This is a genomic window from Prevotella sp. P5-92 (genome assembly GCF_002251245.1).
Taxonomy (GTDB): domain Bacteria; phylum Bacteroidota; class Bacteroidia; order Bacteroidales; family Bacteroidaceae; genus Prevotella.
In genome coordinates, this window is the sequence record NZ_NPJG01000125.1 from 158,030 (window position 1) to 178,214 (window position 20,185).

The window sequence follows — 20,185 nt, forward strand, 5'->3', positions numbered from 1 at the left end:
GAGTGGATATGACGCATAATCCACAATTTTTTAAAAAAATACTAATATAAGAATATGAACAAAAAGACAATATTGACATTCATGATGATTGCTGCCACAACAGCCGCGTCAGCACAGAAAATCACAGTTAAAGAGGCAGAGATAGACTGCCGAAAAGTGCAATATTTCAAACCCGTCACGGCAACGTTCAACCTCAAGAACAAAGGCTCGCGACGACTGAAGATAAACGACGTGAGGGTGAGTTGCGGATGTATAAAAGCCGACTATCCGAAAGAAGAGATAGCCTCGGGCGATGAGTTCACCATATCGCTCACCTACGATGCAAGGCAGATGGGCCACTTCTTCAAAGAGGCAGCCATATATAGCAACGGCTCAAAAGAACCGCTATACCTCTCGATGAAAGGCATCGTAATGGAAGATGTGCCAGACTATACCGGCGACTTCCCATTCGTCATCGGCAACCTGCGTCTCGACAAGCGAGACCTCGAATTCGACGACGTAAACAAAGGCGACCAACCCGTCATCGACATCCACATCATCAACGACGGCACCACGGTGCTTGAACCCAACCTCATGCACCTTCCTCCATATCTCACCACCACCTCGTCGAAACAATATCTGCGTCCCGGCAACCAAGGCAAGATAAGCGTTACCCTACACACCGAGAAACTGCGTGACTATGGTGTGACCGAGACCTCAGTCTATCTCGCCAACAAGCCAGGCGACAAGGTGAGCATCGACAACGAGATCACAGCCTCGGCCGTGTTGCTGCCTCAGTTTGCACAGATGACAGAGACACAACGTCTCAACGCGCCGCAACTCACTCTGTCGGCTAACGAGATAAAGGTTGACCTCGCCGACAAAGACAAGGCCACAGAGCGCATCGAGCTCACCAACAGCGGCAAGAGCCCACTGCAGATATCCTCGCTCCACATGTATTCCAAGGCGCTGAAACTCACCCTTGGCAAACGCACGCTGAAACCAGGCGAGAAGACCACGATGAAGGTCACCGTGGAACGTGAAGCATATAAGAATGCCCGCACTCGTCCACGCATCTTGATGATTACCAACGACCCAAAGAACCCCAAAATAGAAATAAACATAACTACACTCTGATTATGATACACCCAGAAAACAACGAAGAATATAAGGGACTCACCGTCAACAGCGGTGTAGAGCAGCCAGCGCGCGTAAACCCATATCTCAACCGCGACCGCTTCCGCCGTCGCCAACTGTCGGTGGCCGAGATGGTTGAAGGCATCGTCAAAGGCGACATAACCATACTCAGCCAGGCAGTGACCCTCGTCGAGAGCATCAATCCCGACCATCAGGCCAAGGCTCAGGAAGTGATAGAGAAATGCCTACCCTATAGCGGCAGCTCTATCCGCATCGGCATCAGTGGAGTGCCAGGAGCAGGAAAATCGACGTCGATAGACGTCTTCGGCACTCATGTGCTGGAACGCACTGGAGGCAAACTCGCCGTGCTCGCCATCGACCCGAGTTCTGAGCGCACGAAAGGCTCAATACTCGGCGACAAGACACGCATGGAGAAACTCTCGGTGCACCCGAAGTCGTTCATCCGTCCCAGCCCTTCGGCCGGATCGCTCGGCGGCGTGGCACGCAAGACTCGCGAGACCATCATCTTGTGCGAGGCGGCAGGCTTCGACAAGATCTTCGTCGAGACGGTGGGTGTGGGACAGAGCGAGACGGCCTGTCACTCGATGGTCGATTTCTTCCTCTTGCTTCAGGTGGCTGGCACCGGCGACGAGCTCCAGGGCATCAAGCGTGGCATCATGGAGATCAGCGACGGCATCGTCATCAACAAGTGCGACGGCGAGAATGTTGACCGCTGCCACATGGCAGCCACCAACTTCCGCAACGCCCTCCATTTCTTCCCGAAGCCCGACAGCGGATGGTTGCCCAAGGTGTTGTGCTACAGTGGATTCTACGGCACCGGTGTGAAAGAAGTGTGGGATATGATATATGAATATATCGACTTCGTAAAGCAAAACGGCTACTTCCAGTATCGACGTAACGAACAGAGCAAATACTGGATGTATGAGACCATCAACGAGCAGTTGCGCAACAACTTCTACAACAATGCCGATATCAAGGCTATGCTCAGCAATGCCGAAAAGTCTGTCCTCAACGGCGAGAAGACGAGTTTTGCGGCTGCAGGAGACCTCTTGGACTTTTACTTTAAAAAATGAAATAGTATGCTGAAAATAGAAATTGACGAAGGAAGCGGATTTTGTTTTGGTGTCACCACTGCCATAAAAAAGGCGGAGGAAGAACTCGCCAACGGCTCAAACCTATACTGTCTCGGAGATATTGTGCACAACGGCATGGAATGTGAACGGCTGAAACGCATGGGACTCACCACCATCAACCACGACGAGATGAAACAGCTCCACAACGCAAAGGTGCTGTTGAGGGCTCACGGCGAGCCGCCAACAACCTACGCCCTTGCCATTCGGAACGAGATAGAGATAATCGACGCCACCTGTCCGGTAGTGTTACAGCTGCAACGCCGCATATGCCGCCAATATGAGTGCTGCCCCGACGCACAGATAGTCATCTTCGGCAAACCGGGACACGCCGAGGTGTTGGGACTCGTCGGACAGACACAGAACCATGCCATCGTGATAGCGCATTTTGAAGATGTGAAAAAACTTGACTTCACACGCGACATCTACCTCTACTCGCAGACCACCAAGTCGCTCGACGAGTTTCATCGCATCATCGACTACATACAGACCCACATCTCTCCCACTGCCACATTCCGCAGCTTCGACACCATTTGTAGGCAAGTGGCTAACCGCATGCCCAACGTGAGCAACTTCGCACGCCGACACGACCTCGTGCTCTTTGTATGCGGACGCAAGAGCAGCAACGGCCGAGTGCTTTTCGACGAATGTCGGCGCGTCAACCCCAACAGCCAGCTCATAGAAGGTCCTGAGGAGATAAAGAAAGAATGGCTAAAGGACGTGACCACCATTGGTATCTGCGGTGCCACCAGCACTCCGAAATGGCTTATGCAACAGTGTCGCGAAGCCATCATCAACGGTATTAATACAGATCCTGACAGATAAGAAACGGCATTAAAGCAGATTCTAACACATAAAGAACGTAGTTAGAGCGGTTTCACAGTCAGAAGCACTACCCGATAGCTGACGTCCGGGAGCATCTTAAGAGAGCAATCGTCTCGCTGCCTTGCGGCATCTCTTTTCTTCCTTCTCCGAGAGGAGGGTGTTGCGTTTTGTGCCGCCCTTCTCCACCGTTGCCACGATCTTGAATCCGCTATATCGGCATATCTCCTTCATCGCCCTTATGGCTCCATGACTCTGATGCATCAAGATGTTAAACGGCCATGGTGTCGTCGAGGTGCTCACAAGCACACAGCGTTTGCCCTTCAGCAGCGGCTTGGGAAATCCTACTGAGCTCTCGTCCATCAGTCCATAGACAATCCTGTCGAACAGCAGTTTCAGTGTGCCTGGCATATTGCCCCAGTAGCATGGAGCTGCCACGACAACAGCATCGGCTTCCTGTATCTTCGCCAACACGCGCTGGGAGTCGTCTTCAGGCATCACACAAAAGCCCGTGGAACGGCATTTCATACAAGCCACACATGGACGGATGTCGAGATGCTGCACATCCACCACCTCCACCTCGGCTCCATTGCTCTCAGCCTCATCTTTCATCACGCCTACCATTTGCGATATGTTACCCTTTCTCCGTGGACTCGCGTTTAAAATAAGCACTTTCATCGTTTCAAATCGGTAATTATACTATCGTCAACTATTTCACCTTCCAAACGTCGAGCAATATTGTGCCTGGAGCGCCAAACGACGGAGCACAGACGTATATGGCATTATTGAGCCACGCATACTTACTGTCCATGGGAGCCTCAAACTTCGGCGCAGCCTTGAAGTAGAACGTATCGTTGCCCGAGGCATCCTTCCCTGTATATACTATGCCTTGATTCCTTACGTGGATATACACGCCGTCGTCGGTCTTTATGGAGTATATGGCTTCGAGCGTTGTCCGCTTACCGTCAGCACTGATAAGCTGGTAGTCGGCACCACCCTTTTCTATTGTTCCACGCACGAGCGGACCTTCAAACGTACCGCCAGTGATGGGTATCACATGTCGTTTCCCGCTTTGTGTCTCCCCTACCGTATAGGCTTCGCCGAGGGTGACGTTGAGCTGCATAACAAACTCCATCTCGGGTGTGGCGGCCTTAGGCGTAACTGTCTGCGCCTGGCAAGCATGTGCGCAGAACACGAGCAATATAGATAATAAAAATGTCAATATCATGTCGTGGCCTCCTTTACTTAAGCAGATCGTTAATATGTCCGAAGTGCAGATTAAGATGATTGACATATCCGCGTATCATGGCATCGAGACTCACACGGCATCCCTCATAGTCTATCCAGTAGTTGTCGAGCTTTGTCTCGTCAACAGAGCGTATCACATGACAGATATGCTGGTTGTATAGTTTCAGCAGCATCACTATCTGTTGCCAGTCTTCATGCTGATAGTCCTGAAGGGCTATCCAGAGGTCGTTGTCCTGCGTATAGTCGGGGAAGACGAGCATGCCCATCTCTGTATTTGGCATCGAGTGTCCGCAACGAGGGGCATATTGCAGTCTCACCATCCGCTGATGATTGTTTGACGCCGAGTCGATGAGATGTCCCACGAGCATCTTCACCGTGCGGTTCTGATGGTTTCTTTTCACGCTCACTTGCTCTTCTGTCAGCGAGAGTAGCATTGGTATCTCGCGGTCCATCACCTCGTTGATACCGTCAATCACTTCTTGATAGTTCATATTACTCTATGTTTTATTTATTGTTCAAAATTCCGCTGCAAAGTTATGACGTTATTGCCAATAATCCAAGTAAATGGGACAGAATGACTTGAAATGTGACGAAAGGACGAGCATTTGAATAGTTTTCGAGCGTATTCAGTTGACGAGCGTATTCAGTTGACGAACGTATTCAGTTGACGAGCGTATTCAGTTGACGAGCGTATTCAGTTGACGAGATGATTGCACAGCTCCCGACGATGGCGATTGCGCCAATGCCGCTTTTCTTTTGCAAAGAAAATGCAAATCGAGAGCAGAACTTGCCAAGCTTGCTTGAGCAATTATGCCGAGATGCCGCTTATCTTCTGCAAAGAAAATGCAAATCGAGAGCAGAACTTGCCAAGCTTGCTTGAGCAATTATGCCGAGATGCCGCTTATCTTCTGCAAAGGTAGTAATTTTTTTCTAATTTGCAAGTCTTTACTTAATTTTCTTCTTCTTCTTTAACATTCTTTTATAATATACTTTGTATATTATAATATCTCAGAATGTCCTAAGATATCTGTCTAACTACGTAAATATATTTTCTTAGTTTGAGAATTTTTTTTTTCGTTTGGAGTCAGTTTCGAGGCTGCCACACTGCTTTTAAAGTGTTAATATAACTAAATATTGGCCTAAAGAGAGGTGTCTTTATTTTGAAGCAGCAATCAGACTCGAAACGACCACGATTAGACTCAAAACGACCACGAAAAACATCAATTTTTGCAGAAAAACTATGGTTTTTCACCTATTTTTAGCTTAAAACAGGTGGTTTTTAGCCCATTTTTTAGCTGAATTTGGCAATTTGGCAATCAAATCTTTTGACATTACTATCTAATACATTATTTAAACATCTGATATATAGACATTTAACTATTATAAAATATGAAAATATCGTACTATTGCCAAATTGCCAAATTCAATGGGGGTGCATGTTTCGGTATTAATAATAAATAATATATAAATATATTATTTATTATTATGTATATTATACTATCAATCTGCAACAGGGCAGATGCACAATGAAAAAAGTAATTTGGCAATTTGGCAATTTGGCAATTTGGCCGCTAATAGGAAAAACTAAGTATATAATATGCTGTACTACAGTTGCTTAGCTAAATTTACAACCTAAAAACACCCAAAAAAAGCCATCTGAATTTGGCCAAAATTGCCAAATTCACGTCAAAAACTGCCATTTTTAGGCCAAAAATAGAGGTTTTTAAGGCTAAAATTGCCAAATTCACGTCAAAAATTGCCAAATTCACGTCAAAAACAGCCATTTTTTAGGCTAAAAATTGAGTTACCTTAAGGCTAATATAGATACGCCAGTCTCGTTTATAGTTTGCCTTAGCCAATGTGTTACGAGGTATAGCATAACTAATACCGCAATGATATAGTTTTTTTACCTTTGTTCATTGCACACGTCATTTATTAACGAGTGCAAAAATACAAAATCAAATCGAATACACAAAATATTGCTCGTAAAAAGTTGACTATTAGTTAATTATTTCAAAATCTTCTGACCTTAACGGGACAGCAGTGTATGGATTTCATTATCTCCCTCATTATTAAATTGTCTTATATAGTCATCAGAAATGTATTTCCAATATATCTTATTATCATCTGCATCAACAGAAAAGAAAATACAAACTTCATTACGCATTCTCATGGCGTATGCGACAAAATAAGCTGGAATTTCTGCTTTATTCTTCCCTTTGTATTTTGATTTATATGTCTTAGCTTGAATAAATATATTTCCTATGGGATAATTGCTTTCTTCTATCAACTGAATAAACCCATCAATATTTGATGTCTTGTCATGATATTTTATTTCATCTATAATCGCTCTTGAATTGCAAAAAACATTACAGATACATAAATAAGACTTCCTATCCAAAAAATCATTTGGATTTGTAACTTTCCTAGGAATGAAATTTGTTTCTTCTGCCATTATCTATATCTATTTCCACCAGGGTTCGTATTGGTATTGTGGATTATCTTCTTTATCTTGCTTTGATTTATTACAATGTTCACAAGTAGTTTGAAGATTACAAGGGTCATTAGCGCCATACCTATTTAATGGCACGATATGGTCATAATTAACAGCATTTAAATGGGTATAAACATTAGTTAAATCTTTTCCACAGAAAACACATCTACCATGATCCCTGTGAAAAACTGCAAGTTTTGCCCATTGGGGAATAGAGCATCTTTTTATTGTCCCGTTCTTTTCTATTGATTCTTTCGGAAAATCAAAGTCTCGTTCCTCATTTTCATTTTTAATTAATGCAGCAACAATATTATTGAATCTTACTAAAAAAGGATGATTTGCGAAGAGACAATAGAAAACTTCATCAGTGATATACTGAAATAATTCTTGAAACACACTTTCGTTATTTTTGTACCAATGATAAAAAGCATCTTCATCGTCCTCGTCGTATTCAGTTTTATATTTTACTCCATAAGTATTTGCGATCTCGACCCATTTATAATAAGCATCTTCGTCATAGCAGTCACCGTATTTCCGATACAAACGCCCATGGTAGTTAAGTAATTGCGTATAGATGTAAATATGCAGAAGACTAATCTTATTATATCGTATAACAGCATCTATAAGTTGTGTATTGTCGTAAGCCCAAAACATAGTTTCATCTTCCACCATCTTGTAAATGATGTCCGCAAATTCATATACATGATCAAATTTATAAGCTTCAAAACTAACCATATTTATAATTTGTAGATTGAATATTATTATATTGTCTTCCTAGTGCTATAAGAACCTTATTCGCAGACATTCGCTATTATTATTTCATTATTTCAACTTTCCAACCCATTTTTAGAGCTGTGTTAATCTTATCCAAGATTTTCTTTTTGTCTTTAGTGCTGCTGTGGGTAAGCACATAAAGCCCAGGTTCTACTTCGCGCTGGGCATGACCATATTTTTTATCCTTTGTTGTGGAAACCACGTTGATGCGACAAAATTTGACATCCAGTTCTCGAACTTTTAACAAGCCTGCCTCAATAATTGCAGAGGTGAATGTGGTGGCAGCATCGTGTTCCTGAAGAATAGAACCGTCTTTTCTACGGATACATAAACCTGTTTTGGGAGCAATCTGCGTTCTCTTGGTTTTCCTTGGGCCAAACTCCTTGTGTTCCACTTCAGGATCTGCCTCCAGTCGCTTGGCATCAATCAGTTCTGTGATGTTTGTCTTACGTGACAACGATACGCTAATAGGCATTCCTGGATGATAGTCAACTACCAACACCAATTCACGTTGCACCTGTTTCAATGCAGGCTCAATGGTCTCTGTTACTACCGGAAGAATCTCTTTTTTGATGATGTCTTCTTCCAATTCACTTACCTGTCTCTCCAAATCCTCATTCAGAGAGAGACCTTCTTTCCGCAACGTTTCCATTGCCTTGTATAAATCGCTGAGTCTTGACATAAGCTATATAACATTGTAATTGTTCTGTGATTCTTTTTCTATTAATGGGGTCACAAGCTGTGTAAGTTCATCAAAAGAACTACATTCCTTAAGTTTCAAAGTAGAACTATTCCACCAACCTTCTATATATCGTTTGACATAACCTTCTATGCTTCTACGCGGGAACTCGCCAATTAGACTATCCATCAGTGAACGATGAATGTTTAAATGGTAATTGGTGTTCTTTGCAAATGGCAGCCAAGTCTTGTGTAGTACTTCTTCATCTGCAATATCTATTACCTCTATCTGATCAAGAGGGCGATACTCAGAAGAAAAGGCTTTTAACATCATCTGTTTTGCTTCTTTGTCGCTTTTGGGCGCACTATATCCCCAAATAGTAACAATACAAGCATATTCCAAATAATACTGTAACCTGTTCCAGGCATCTTGAATGTATATGTTCTGTGAATAATCCTTATTCTTAACCGGATATAGCAATCTCGGTGAAACCAATGGCTTACCACATTCCGAACAAAATCTGTTTCGATAAGGTTCATAGCGTTTGCAGTCCTCACACACCCCAACTTCAACACAGCTGTGCAGGAATAACATCTGAGGCAAATCGTCTGTTATCTTATTCACCCGATTATAGGCTTGTATCAACAGCGGATCCCAATTAAACGTTGCTATGCAATCTTTGCTACGAAGTGACAAGATAAGATAATCATAGAGCGTTGGGGCTTCAGGGATCTGCATTTGTCGATAATGATCAACAATACCATCCTCTATTTGCCTAACTACATCAGTATATTCCGATTTAGAGGCCAATTCAGAGTAAATGGCTTCAATGTTATTACTTTTGGTCTCCAGTTTTACGCCATCCAACAAACCGTCTATCCCGATTTCATGCATAAAGTTTTCCATAACAGGACTCTGGCGACCATATTTATCCCCATAGGGAATGGTTGCCTTTGTCGCTCCAGCACCCAATATAAAAAGATGTGGTCGTGAACGCATTATCTCTGCTATGTCATTATCTTCTTGCTGTTCATACTCTTCTCGTGTAAATGGGGGATTGGGGTCTACAATGAGGACTTCATCGTAAGTCAGGCTGTAGAGGTGATAGACCTTCTTGTCTATCTCGTTTTCCAATGAGTTTGTTTCTGCCTGTGGATTCTCTTCTTTGGATATTAGGATTTTGTCTACCAAAGAAATGAATCCCTGTTGTTTATTCTGGGAGACATGTTTTATAGGAAGTTCTCCAACGCTACGTGCTTGTATCTCAGAAAAAACTTTCTTTGTTGATTTGTGTTCTGTTACATAATAGAAATTCAAAAGTTTTGAGTTAAGAAGGGCGAGAAGATATTTTAGTGAAATACATTTCTCTCCTTTTAACGTAACAACAACAATAGTATTTAGAGCATAATATTGGTTGTTGTCATAGGTGAATATCAAATTTGCAGATACTCTTCTAAATAATAGTTTTTCAGGAACTTCGAAAATCGTTTTTGTTTTGCATGAATGAATTCTTTCTAAACAATAATCAAGATACTCCCCAGTCCAAGTTACTGAATATTTATTTATATTTCTTCCATCTAATAATCTATAGTACTTTCCTGATGGATTATCTCGTTTTACAGATAGTGACTTGTCACCCTTTAATGCAATAGCTTGATTTATATTGCATAGATCTTTAAGTTTTATGGAGTCAAGAGCGACCTTGCTATTTAAATTATTTGACTTGAAACTAAAAGCAAATATAGGTGATGTCATAAATTCACTCTTTTGCTTAGTACAATTATAATCAACAGAGTGTACATCACTAATATAATACGATATTTCGTAATCGGGTTGTTTGTGTTTAGAAACAATAAAGGTAACATTCTCCACTACAGCATTTTCGAATGGCATTTTATCGTAAAACACAACTTTAAGAAGAGATGTCTCTTTAAGTAATAGTTTGCGAGTATCCTTATAGTATTCTTGCGTCAGTATCGTATTGGGAATAATATAAGAAAGAACTCCATTATTAGCCGTAAGTTCAATACCAAGATGAGTGAAATAAATAAACGTATTTTGTCTTCCTCCAGAAGTGTTGTATCTCCTTTTTAAGTAGGCTCTATATGCCAATGGGGCAGATTTGTCTTTAGACAATTGATGGTATGGAGGATTACCTACAATAATATCAAATCCATCTTTAATACTAAACATCCATTCGCTATCAAAGAATGGTGAAGAAGCGTTCTGGTCGAACATATCCCATGAGTTCAGTTGTTTGGCTCCGTCATTGCCTACCGCACCTGATTCTTCAAGTAATGCTGATAATTCCTGTCGGATTTCTGCTATGCGTTGGCGATACTTGCGCTTGGTCTTGACTGTTTTTGCACCGAAAATCTTATGACGGGCTTCCTTCATTTCCTCTTCCTTTTCTTTCACTTCATCCGTATCGAAAAGCGAAGCGTCAATCTTGTCCAAACCTATCAAGGTGTTGGCGGCAACGAATTTTGCTTCAAGATTGGGCAAAGGACGAATGCCGAAGTTGTCCGTCGGATTATCATTGGTCTTTTGGTCAACAACCAATGAGATAAAGAAACGGAGTTTGCTTATCTGGATGGCAATAGGTTGGATATCTACACCATAGATGCAGTTCTCTATCAAGTAGAGCTTACGGGCATAGTCAGGGCGATTGATGCTTTCGTCGAAACTACGCTCAATGTCCATCAGCAATTCCAACCGTTCTTCTGAAATGTTTCTCATAAGGGCTTCTTTTGTCTCGCCTACAGCCAGATTCAACATCATCTCTTTCCATTTGGAGTTGTCTGGGTCAATGCGCTGGAGGATATGCACCATCTGTTGCAGTATGCCCATTGGAAATGCGCCCGACCCACAGGCTGGGTCGAGTATCTTGCAGTTGTATAGCGACTGCATGATGGCATGACGTTGCTCCTCATTCAGCTCAAAAGGTTCGTCGGTATATTGGAGCAGTTTGCGGTATTCCGTTTCAAGGTCTTCGCCTACGGTTCGTTTCAGATGTGCAACAAGACTCTCATCTACCATATATTGAACTATCTCACGAGGCGTATAGAAAGAACCTGTCTGTTTACGGGCGGTTGTCTGTGTTTCAGGGTTATATGCCGCCAAAAGATTTTCAAACACCTTGCCGAGAAGCTCAGGGTCGAGCGACACTTCCTTGTCAAAAGGAGTGTTTTCCTCTACCGTGAAATTGTATCGTTTGAGAATGTCAATGATACCCCGGGCGCTGACCTTTTTCTTTTTCTTATCGCCGTAAAACTCTGATAGGTCGATGTTCTTGCCAGCCTCTTCGCCAAAGAAGAGGAAGTCGGGGAATACGAGATATTTGTTCACAGCCTTGCGGTCAGTGAAACAATCGTAATACTTTCCCTTATCCTTATCATCGAGACAGTCGAACAATCCTCCGTTAAGGAATGGCACTGTCTTGTTTGCAAGGTCAACAAACAACTGCGTGTTCTTGAAATATTCCTCATATCGCATCAGATAGTTGATATTGTAGTCGCCTTCTGATTTTCTGAATCGTCTGCCGTTCAGTTCTTGGCTGCCCTCTTCGCATATCGGACGATTGAGCATGGCAAAGAACAGGTTTTGCAGTATAGCCTTGTAATACTTGCTTTCCAAGGACTTTTGCTTGAACAGTCCTTCTGTTTTATGCGGATCAAAGTCCTTCAAGAGGTTTTCTGCAATATATTTCTCATCAAAAAACTCCTCGGGAATAAGATGACGTTGTTTCAAGAACCATACAAACATCAGACGAGTAATCAAGCGAATGGCACTCTCGTTGTTGTATTTGTCATCATCCGTTTTGTCTTCAATATCATTAGGGAACTTAATCTGTTTGATTGCCCAAGCATACCAGTCGCTCAATTCGCCATAGAAGTCATTGGTCAGAACCTCAACAGAGAAACGCTTGTGTAAATCCTCGTCATTAACCACTCTACCTTTTTCGTTAAGATACTTGTTTGGCGTATAATAAGATATACCCTCACCGAGCAGGTAGCTGTAGCGTCGTGGATTGCTGTATGAACGAGTGATGCGTGAGTGCTCTTCATCAATATTAAGAGAAATTTCAATAAATGAGAAGCGATAGGTTGCATCGTTATCTTCAGGAACGAAAGCAACAAGGGCACGGTCTTCCATCTCGTCGGTCAACAAGCGGAAAGCCTCTTTTGACAACGATACCCTTGCATCATTCTTTGAAGTATGTCGAATCTCATAGACTACAAGGTCGAGCGACTCGCAAGTGCCCAACTTTACTGCTTGAGTAGAATACTTTGTTTGGGTAACAAATTCAACGTTTTCTTCCGTCTGAACGAAGTCCTCTGGAAGGAAACGGTTTTTCAGGAAACCAATAAATTCCTGTCTGTTATATGCTTTATTAAATTCCATAATAATTCCCGATTATCTATTTCATTTTTAAGGTTCACAAACAACACTACATTCCTCTGGAGTTGCCTCACACAATCCCGCATCCACGAAAAGTCCTTCATATCCAAGGTCTTCATCTAAACTTGGCCAATGTATTCCAGTATATCCAAGTATAAAATCGTCACGTTGGGCTTTGGTTGCATTCTCCAAACCTTTCCATTTAGAAAATGGTGTACACACCCTGCGCCCATCTTTGGTTTCAATCCAAAGACAAGTGTCATCTATCCATACTTTATCAATATAAAATCTTTTCATTATGTGATCCTCCTGTTTATTTATTGAAATAACTATGCCATCTTTCAATGATGATTTCTTTGTTTTCTAAAACTATAGACTCAATTAAAGACAAATCATGTCTTTTGAACCCATGGTTAAATACAAGTTCCACGGGTTCAACATTATATTTCGCTTCACACCCATCTTTTATAACATGTATATGGATGGGAGTGTGGTCATTAGAATAAAACATAAATCTAAAACCAAATATAATAAACAATGTAGGCATAATTCAAATTTTATCTGCATATTTTGTTATATCTTACTAACTCAACTATTGGAGTTCTTCACTCATAATTAGTGTTTCTTCACCATCATCCACCTTGTTTTGAGACGAAACGATACGCGCGATATATTCCGGAGTTATCTTCTGAGGAAGCAATGCCGCATCTTTTAATGTCAGCTGATTGATGAAACGTATTTCATAACCTGATAGGGCATCCGCCTTAATGACAGTGATTAAGTCGCAAAGATAGTCCTTTGGCAGTATTTTTGCTTTTGTCAGAACTTTTATCTTGGCTACGGCATTGACCAACTCTTTGTCATTACGTTCCTGTACCTCATTCTTGAACAAAGAAGACTTGACTTGCTGGTAAACCTCATCGAAGTCCTTGCTCAACTCCACAGGTTGTTCGTCCTTATCTGCCTTGAAGAGAGCCAATGCCTCTTCGGCTGGCAACATGGAGGGAATATCGTCTTTACTGCCAATCTTGAAAACAAAGTCATTGCCTTTTTTCCCGAACAACAGCACACCCTTACGTCTTTGTTCGTTTCCGTCAGAGAACTCTGCAAGTCCTTTCTGTGCAGAACAAACATTTTCACGTCCTGTTCTAGCCCTATGAGGGAGGAGCAAAGCCTGTTCGTATATCTCCGTTCCTTTCATTTCATTGAGCAGTTTCCTGTATGGAGTGTCCCAAGAACCCTCTTCGTTGTTGGCAAGTTCCCTACGGTAGCGTTCATTGAAATAAGCCCTGACCTCTTCGTCTTTTGTCAGAGCCTTGGTGTCCTCACCCATTATGGCATGAATCATTGCCATTTTCAGCGTGGAGATTTCCTTGGTTCGTGTTTCAGCCTCGCCGACATCAGTTGGGAAATAGTTGTAGATATACAGTTCGTCAAACACTTTCTTGTTGATACGGTTTATTCGACCAATACGTTGGATAACTCGTGTCGGATTGTAAGGAATGTCGTAGTTGAATATGGCTCCTGCACGATGCAAGTTGTATCCTTCAGATATGGCATCTGTCGCCACCAATATGTGATAGTCATTACGCTGCAAGGTTTTCTTAAGTCCTGCATCAAAATTTGCACGTATACGTTCCTTGTTGGTGTCAGAAGCATCCGCTGAGGTATATTTCATCACAGGGAGGCCAGCGTCCAAAAGGGCTTTACCAAGATAGTTTGCGGTATCTGCATATTCAGTGAACACCACTATCTTTCTATTTGGGTCATCCTTCATCTGCTTCCTAACGATTTCGATGAACGATTCAAGTTTGGGATCAAACGTGATTTTGTTCTCTTTGCCGAACCACTGTTCCCTAAGATTTTTCAGAAGGGCAATATCTGCATTCACATCATCTATGAACTCAGACTTAACATACTTCATATCAATCTCAAAGAAACCTCTTGACTCATATTTCTCAAAAGCTTCAGTTATTTCTTCTGTTCCATCGTCTGTATAGAAATTCTCAACTTCAGGAAGATTGCCTTTTTTGTAAACAGGGATTTTGTGACGTTTGTCAATCCATGAGAGAAGGTGTTCAGCCGACTGAATCATATAGTCTATAGATGCCTGGAAAGCAGCTACTGAACTCTCAAAACGTGAAACCAATAAATGGCGCATAAAACTCGAAACGTTGGCCTGTCGTCCTAACAACAGTCCAAACTTTATGCCTGTCTTTTCTTCAAGCTCTTTAGCTAACTGCTCTTTCTTGTCTTCTTGCACATACAACACAGGAGAATAGCGTGCTGCCTTGAAACGGTAAACGTCATCGCTACCTCCTTCTGTCTTACATATGCGGTCAAGCGTACTGAGATACAAATCCTTAAGTTTACTAAGGTCGTATGTCAACTCTTCCGGGTCGTTGGGTATTACCAATTGGATGTTCTGTTGTTGTAAGTCTTCAGCATATTCGGGTATTTCCATCAAGTCAAGACGTGAACGCCTAACAACCAACGGTCCTATTATTGAACGTATCTCCTTAGATATGTTTTCCACTTCTATTTTCACTTGTTCTTCAGTAATTTCACCTTTGCGTTGAGCTTCCCTCAATTCTTTATATTTGTCAATAAGTTGCTTGAAGGCAACACCCAAATTTTCCACTGTTTTCAATGTGGAATGAGAAGGAATCTGGAACAGTTTAATAAGTGAATATATGTCAGAAGGCTGATTATTAAAAGGCGTTGCCGATAGCAACAGCACTTTGTTGCCTGTACATAGATTATGAAGCAAAGCGTAGTCCTGGGTATATTCATTACGGAAACGGTGAGCTTCATCAATGATTATCAGGAACTGTTCATCTGCTTTCACGATATTTTGGTAATGACTTACGGCATCTTCAATCTTTCCACTGCTGAAAACAGAAGCAGTAAATCCAAATTCATCTTTGTATTCTTCCCATTGTCTGCAAAGGTGTGGAGGACTTATGATAATAGTTCTCAAACGCAAGTTACGTGCAACTGTTGAAGCAACAATACTTTTACCGAGACCAACTACGTCGGCAATGATTGCACCATTATGGTTTTCCAAAGATTTTAGTGCAAGCAAAACAGCGTCTGTCTGATATTTCAGATTGCTGAATCTGCCATCTGTTATATCGTACGGAGTCAACAAGTTGTCCTTGGAAGGGATGGCAAAGTATTCAATAAGTACACGAATGAACATAAGATATGGTGAAAACAGAGTATCAAACCAAATATGTTTCATTACCTTATTATTCCATTCATCAATATTGTTTTTGTCGGCAATGACTACAGCATCTTTCCAAAGTTCTTCAAATATCTCTTTGCCTTCGTCATATTCTATCTTATCGTTGAAACGGGCGTTGAGTTCAAGACGTCCTTGCAGTCCTTGGTATGACAGATTACTGGAACCTGTTATAAGAACCCCTGGATTTTCCCCTCCCTCATTGATAATATCATTGTATGCGAAAAGATACATCTTGGAATGACACGGTTCAAGTGTCTTTCTTATTTCCACAGTTCCGTCAAGAATCTTTGAATAAAACATCTTGAACTGCTCCATCTTTTCTTTTGTATCGAGAAAATCTGTATCATTGAAGGCTTTCACGAATTGTGCATAATACTCCTCTTTCAACACTCCACGTGACTGTAGATGCTGCCTGAAATTTTCAACCTCGCAAACATATTTAGCCATTCTGATATCAATATCCAAACCAACCAAAATCCTGACATGCTTGTCTTTTAGTTGGTCTGATAATTGTTTGTAACCAGAATAATAGAAGTATCCGACAAGGAAATCAACAGCATTTGTTTTGGGGAGGATGCCATTGATAATGTCTGACAGGTATTTGTTCTTATTTGTTATAAAACTATTGCTCATAGCTATTGTTATTTTATGATGCAAAAGTAAATAAAAACAATCAAAACGCCAAACAATTCTTGATTTTTATTTGTTGTTGAGCAATTAAAAAGTGAAATTTTCCTGTTTCTTCCCTCGCTTCATCTCCGTTTCTTCTCGCTTCCATAACGGAGACGGAACGAAGTTCGAACGAAGGTCGAACGAGAAACTAACGGGAAATGAACGAGAATCTAACGGGAATCTAACGGGAATCTAACGGAGATTTAACGGAGAACTAAAGGAGAAGCGGCTTACAATTAATAGAGCAAAAAAGACATTATCTTGCGTGTGAGATGGATGTCGCAAACACTCTACACTCTACATTCACTCTACACAGTTCACATCTGATTGCCCTATTCAGTTCTCAACTGATTGCTCTATTCACTTGACAACTGAATACCCTATTCACTTGACAACTGAATACTCTGTTCACTTTACAACTGAATACCCTGTTCACTTTACAACTGAATACCCTGTTCACTTTACAACTGAATGCCCTATTCACTTTACAACTGAATACCCCATAACCAAATAACCCTATAACCCAATAACCTCTTACCCCTATAACCCAACAACCTCTTACCTCAACACCCTCTTACTACTAAAAAAAATTGATTTTTTCTATCACTGCTATCACTATTGGGGTTAAATGTCTAATATACATAGAGTTAAGTAGTGATAGAAGAAGTGATAGAAGTGATAGAAAAAGCCGTTTTTTGGCTAAAAAACGCACTTTTTAACATATTTTTCGAGCATATATGAGCAATTTACCTTCATTTCTTATGTTAAAATCATGTTAATTGAGCTTATATACGCTCAAAACCATTCAAAAACACACTCAAAAAAGCATGTTTTTAAGATATCCCAGGGGGAAATGTTGTCCCACAACGTTGCGCTGCTGCTGTCTCAAACCATGTTCTCTGCCGGTTCGAAAGCTTGCAGCCTGGAAGACTCCTCATCTGGAAAGCACGATAAAAAATCGTGTCCCCCATCTGAGGTTAATATAATAAGGAAAATGGCCTTGACACAGTTCAACTTACACTACCAAAATGAAGGAAGCAGAGATGTATCACTCTTCGCTTCCTTCATTTTTATTATCCATGCCTCTTTCTCTTGCAGCTATCCTTGCCCTTATTTCTGGGCTAAGATGTTTCTTGCGGGCCAAATATCGCGCCTTGCGTTGTTCGTAGTCTTCACGATGCCGTTCAAGATAATTGTCTGCCATGAGTATGATTACGGATGATTATTTCTTGAACTTATTGTATATTACACTGATACGTATGGGTTCGTGGCTGTTGTTAGACCCACCCACAAGTTTTGTCGTCGTCAGTTCCATGTCGTTAGACACCTTGGTATATACAGTGCCCGACGAGGTACTGTTGGTTTCCACAGCTACAGGGATAAGCACAACCTTGTCCCAGTCTTCAGACTTTCCTCTATTGGCCCACAACTTGTTAATGAGCGATGAGATATTATTAAAGGTATATGTGTTATAGCTTGAGTTAAAGCTGGAAATATAAGATGTGACATTGTCCGGCAAATTACGCTTCTCAAAGAACGTGTACATGCTGTCTTTTGGCACCATGAGGATATACTTTGGAGTAGTAAACTCACCCTGATCGTCGCTATTGTAACGCTTGAATATGATTTTTGCAGAACTGATGGTGTCGTTCTCGTGATTTGTCTTTATCTCATTTACAGGCAACGTCACCTCAGTGTAAATACCAGCAGGGCTCTTGATATATGTACATGTGTTATCTTCGGCAAGCATCTGCATACGCTTATGGTCATTGACGATATTGGTGGTTTGTACCATCTCCTCTGTTCCACCAAGTTTGAGCGAACCCGTAACAATAGAGTCGTTACTATAGGCTTGATAATAGAACTGAAGCGTAGTGATCATCACCTCTCCCATATTGCCAAGGCCACCCGTTGACTTGACATAAAAGCCTGGGAATACCTTATTAATGAAGTTATAAGGATTCTTGTAATTATCCTTGTCGCTATAATATTTCCTGAGAAGATAAGTTCCAAAGTTAACATACTCATTGCCTTCACGGTCAATATACTTGTCGTTCAGAGGTATAGAGACTGCATACACAGAATCAGTTCCAATCAGACCTTGGTAGGTGTATGACTTCTGTTTTACAATACTCCCCGCATCGGTTCTGATATATCCTTCTTGTTCGGGATTGAAATTGGAATAATAGTCCCGCCCTTCGCTTATGGGTTTCTTCAGTTCATAAGCTGTGAGTTTCATTGGATTGAGCGAATCACCTTTATAGCTATTAAAGAAGATATTGAAAAAACACGAGTCAGCCATAACCTTCCCGTCAACATCACGACTCACGATACTGTCGAGTTCAGGCATGAGTGGTGTTGACAAGATACGCTCCGTCACACCTACCTGTGTGGAGAAATTGCTTGTGACATAGGTGTTGGTTTCGGGATCTTTTACATGACCTATATACGAATATGTGTTGCGCGACAACACCGAGTCAACCGTAATCGACCTTGAAGACACAAGAAAAGTATCGGTGATAATGGTGAACTTGTCCACCTCATTCGACAGTGAATTTCCAAGCGTGTCGGTATTGTCATCACAAGATGTCATGGCTACGAAAGCCATGACCATCAAAGTAATCCATTTTATCTTCATTATTTGTATTTTGTGTGTCTTTATGCGTTAGAAAAAGTCAATCAAGCAAAGCATTGTAGAAGTCTGCATAAGCCTGTCCCAGATCATCGCCAGGATATTTGAGCAGAGGCTTACCAGAATTCTGTGCAAACTCTACGACAGAAGCATCTATTTCAGGCGAGGCCTCGATGATTCCATCTGAATATTGGATGGCGAGCTTGGCGAGGTCGTCATAGCCAATGTTCTCAGGATAGTTGTCCAAGACGCTACCATCAACATCCCTGAAAGCAATGCAATCGCGGAAATCATCGCATACAATAGCATCATATAGGTTGCCAAAGAGAGTCGTTATCACTTTTGTACTTGCAAAAGAAGGCTCCTCACTATAGGCAGTCTTAACATACAAGGGGATAACGGCTGTCATCCATCCCTGACACACTATGATGTCAGGCACCCAACGGAGTTTCTTCACGGTCTCAAGAACTCCACGCGCAAAGAATATTGCACGCTCTCCATTGTCTGTGTATGGTACACCCTTATCATCGACACCCATCTGACGTTTTGTGAAATAATCGTCGTTGTCGATGAAATAGACCTGAGTTCGACAAGAAGGCATTGACGCCACCTTGATAATCAACGGATGGTCGGTCTCGTTGATAATAAGATTCATCCCCGAGAGTCTGATCACTTCATGAAGTTGTCCCCTTCTCTCGTTAATGTTTCCCCACTTAGGCATGAAAGTACGAATTTCAAACCCTTTCTCTACCGTTTTCTGGGGAGCAAGCTTACCTATGCTCGACATTTCACTTTCAGGAACGTACGGTGATATTTCCTGGTTGATGAATAATATTTTCTTTGCCATGATTTGTAGTTTAACGTTGCAAAGTTACTACTTTTTTTTCGAAAATCAGCAAAAAATGTGGGATTTTACGAAAAAATAGAGTCTTTTTTGGATATTTTTAGC

At 41.6% G+C, this 20,185-nt stretch carries 16 protein-coding genes; 3 read left to right on the top strand and 13 right to left on the bottom strand.

Annotated features, from left to right (window positions below; genetic code table 11):
* Nucleotides 1-54 precede the first annotated feature (54 nt).
* Genes CIK99_RS13490 through CIK99_RS13500 form a run of 3 tightly spaced genes read left to right on the top strand, consistent with a single transcriptional unit; the run spans nt 55 to nt 3,092 of the window.
* On the top strand, nt 55-1,116 hold the full coding sequence (locus CIK99_RS13490; protein ID WP_094382007.1) for a DUF1573 domain-containing protein: 1,062 nt from the start codon (nt 55-57) through the stop codon (nt 1,114-1,116).
* Nucleotides 1,117-1,118: 2 nt separating this feature from the next.
* A complete protein-coding gene (gene meaB / locus CIK99_RS13495; RefSeq protein ID WP_094382008.1) occupies nt 1,119-2,210 on the top strand; it encodes a methylmalonyl Co-A mutase-associated GTPase MeaB in 1,092 nt (363 codons plus the stop codon).
* 6 nt (nt 2,211-2,216) lie between these two features.
* Nucleotides 2,217-3,092, top strand: a complete 876-nt coding sequence (locus CIK99_RS13500) for a 4-hydroxy-3-methylbut-2-enyl diphosphate reductase (protein ID WP_094382009.1) — start codon at nt 2,217-2,219, stop codon at nt 3,090-3,092.
* A 96-nt stretch (nt 3,093-3,188) separates the two neighbouring features.
* Here CIK99_RS13500 and CIK99_RS13505 read toward each other — a convergent pair whose 3' ends face one another.
* The 13 genes from CIK99_RS13505 to CIK99_RS13560 all read right to left on the bottom strand — a co-directional run bounded on the left by CIK99_RS13505 (nt 3,189) and on the right by CIK99_RS13560 (nt 20,083).
* Nucleotides 3,189-3,767 carry a flavodoxin family protein gene (locus CIK99_RS13505; RefSeq protein WP_094382010.1) on the bottom strand — a complete coding sequence of 193 codons (579 nt, stop codon included), beginning with the start codon at nt 3,765-3,767 and terminating at the stop codon, nt 3,189-3,191.
* Between the two features lie 31 nt (nt 3,768-3,798).
* On the bottom strand, nt 3,799-4,317 hold the full coding sequence (locus tag CIK99_RS13510; RefSeq protein ID WP_094382011.1) for a DUF3237 family protein: 519 nt from the start codon (nt 4,315-4,317) through the stop codon (nt 3,799-3,801).
* 13 nt (nt 4,318-4,330) lie between these two features.
* A complete protein-coding gene (locus tag CIK99_RS13515) occupies nt 4,331-4,828 on the bottom strand; it encodes a DinB family protein (protein ID WP_094382012.1) in 498 nt (165 codons plus the stop codon).
* Between the two features lie 1,538 nt (nt 4,829-6,366).
* Complete coding sequence (locus CIK99_RS13520) at nt 6,367-6,792, bottom strand: DUF4365 domain-containing protein (protein WP_094382013.1); 426 nt, start codon at nt 6,790-6,792, stop codon at nt 6,367-6,369.
* Between the two features lie 9 nt (nt 6,793-6,801).
* Entirely contained in the window at nt 6,802-7,566 is a 765-nt protein-coding gene (locus CIK99_RS13525) for an HNH endonuclease (protein WP_094382014.1), read from the bottom strand.
* A 79-nt stretch (nt 7,567-7,645) separates the two neighbouring features.
* Entirely contained in the window at nt 7,646-8,287 is a 642-nt protein-coding gene (locus tag CIK99_RS13530) for a hypothetical protein (protein ID WP_094382015.1), read from the bottom strand.
* A 3-nt stretch (nt 8,288-8,290) separates the two neighbouring features.
* On the bottom strand, nt 8,291-12,688 hold the full coding sequence (locus CIK99_RS13535; protein ID WP_094382016.1) for an Eco57I restriction-modification methylase domain-containing protein: 4,398 nt from the start codon (nt 12,686-12,688) through the stop codon (nt 8,291-8,293).
* A 27-nt stretch (nt 12,689-12,715) separates the two neighbouring features.
* On the bottom strand, nt 12,716-13,030 hold the full coding sequence (locus CIK99_RS13540; protein WP_216822811.1) for a DUF2442 domain-containing protein: 315 nt from the start codon (nt 13,028-13,030) through the stop codon (nt 12,716-12,718).
* On the bottom strand, nt 12,999-13,232 hold the full coding sequence (locus CIK99_RS13545) for a DUF4160 domain-containing protein (RefSeq protein ID WP_094382018.1): 234 nt from the start codon (nt 13,230-13,232) through the stop codon (nt 12,999-13,001). The genes CIK99_RS13540 and CIK99_RS13545 overlap by 32 nt, the downstream gene beginning before the upstream one ends.
* Before the next feature lie 45 nt (nt 13,233-13,277).
* On the bottom strand, nt 13,278-16,565 hold the full coding sequence (locus CIK99_RS13550) for a helicase-related protein (protein WP_094382019.1): 3,288 nt from the start codon (nt 16,563-16,565) through the stop codon (nt 13,278-13,280).
* 1,087 nt (nt 16,566-17,652) lie between these two features.
* Nucleotides 17,653-17,808: a dehydrogenase gene (locus CIK99_RS15015; RefSeq protein ID WP_144008007.1), complete on the bottom strand. Its 156-nt coding sequence runs from the start codon at nt 17,806-17,808 to the stop codon at nt 17,653-17,655.
* An 18-nt stretch (nt 17,809-17,826) separates the two neighbouring features.
* The gene (locus tag CIK99_RS13555) at nt 17,827-19,242 is read right to left on the bottom strand and encodes a DUF4270 domain-containing protein (protein ID WP_094382020.1); all 1,416 of its coding nucleotides are present in this window, start codon (nt 19,240-19,242) and stop codon (nt 17,827-17,829) included.
* Between the two features lie 37 nt (nt 19,243-19,279).
* A complete protein-coding gene (locus tag CIK99_RS13560; RefSeq protein WP_094382021.1) occupies nt 19,280-20,083 on the bottom strand; it encodes a glycogen/starch synthase in 804 nt (267 codons plus the stop codon).
* Between the last annotated feature and the right edge of the window lie 102 nt (nt 20,084-20,185).

Bases quoted from the DNA above. Each gene is read 5' to 3' on its own strand.
- CIK99_RS13490 (WP_094382007.1), top strand. From the start codon at position 55: ATGAACAAAAAGACAATATTGACATTCATGATGATTGCTGCCACAACA.
- meaB (WP_094382008.1), top strand. From the start codon at position 1,119: ATGATACACCCAGAAAACAACGAAGAATATAAGGGACTCACCGTCAAC.
- CIK99_RS13500 (WP_094382009.1), top strand. From the start codon at position 2,217: ATGCTGAAAATAGAAATTGACGAAGGAAGCGGATTTTGTTTTGGTGTC.
- CIK99_RS13505 (WP_094382010.1), bottom strand. From the start codon at position 3,767: ATGAAAGTGCTTATTTTAAACGCGAGTCCACGGAGAAAGGGTAACATA.
- CIK99_RS13510 (WP_094382011.1), bottom strand. From the start codon at position 4,317: ATGATATTGACATTTTTATTATCTATATTGCTCGTGTTCTGCGCACAT.
- CIK99_RS13515 (WP_094382012.1), bottom strand. From the start codon at position 4,828: ATGAACTATCAAGAAGTGATTGACGGTATCAACGAGGTGATGGACCGC.
- CIK99_RS13520 (WP_094382013.1), bottom strand. From the start codon at position 6,792: ATGGCAGAAGAAACAAATTTCATTCCTAGGAAAGTTACAAATCCAAAT.
- CIK99_RS13525 (WP_094382014.1), bottom strand. From the start codon at position 7,566: ATGGTTAGTTTTGAAGCTTATAAATTTGATCATGTATATGAATTTGCG.
- CIK99_RS13530 (WP_094382015.1), bottom strand. From the start codon at position 8,287: ATGTCAAGACTCAGCGATTTATACAAGGCAATGGAAACGTTGCGGAAA.
- CIK99_RS13535 (WP_094382016.1), bottom strand. From the start codon at position 12,688: ATGGAATTTAATAAAGCATATAACAGACAGGAATTTATTGGTTTCCTG.
- CIK99_RS13545 (WP_094382018.1), bottom strand. From the start codon at position 13,232: ATGCCTACATTGTTTATTATATTTGGTTTTAGATTTATGTTTTATTCT.
- CIK99_RS13550 (WP_094382019.1), bottom strand. From the start codon at position 16,565: ATGAGCAATAGTTTTATAACAAATAAGAACAAATACCTGTCAGACATT.
- CIK99_RS15015 (WP_144008007.1), bottom strand. From the start codon at position 17,808: ATGGCAGACAATTATCTTGAACGGCATCGTGAAGACTACGAACAACGC.
- CIK99_RS13555 (WP_094382020.1), bottom strand. From the start codon at position 19,242: ATGAAGATAAAATGGATTACTTTGATGGTCATGGCTTTCGTAGCCATG.
- CIK99_RS13560 (WP_094382021.1), bottom strand. From the start codon at position 20,083: ATGGCAAAGAAAATATTATTCATCAACCAGGAAATATCACCGTACGTT.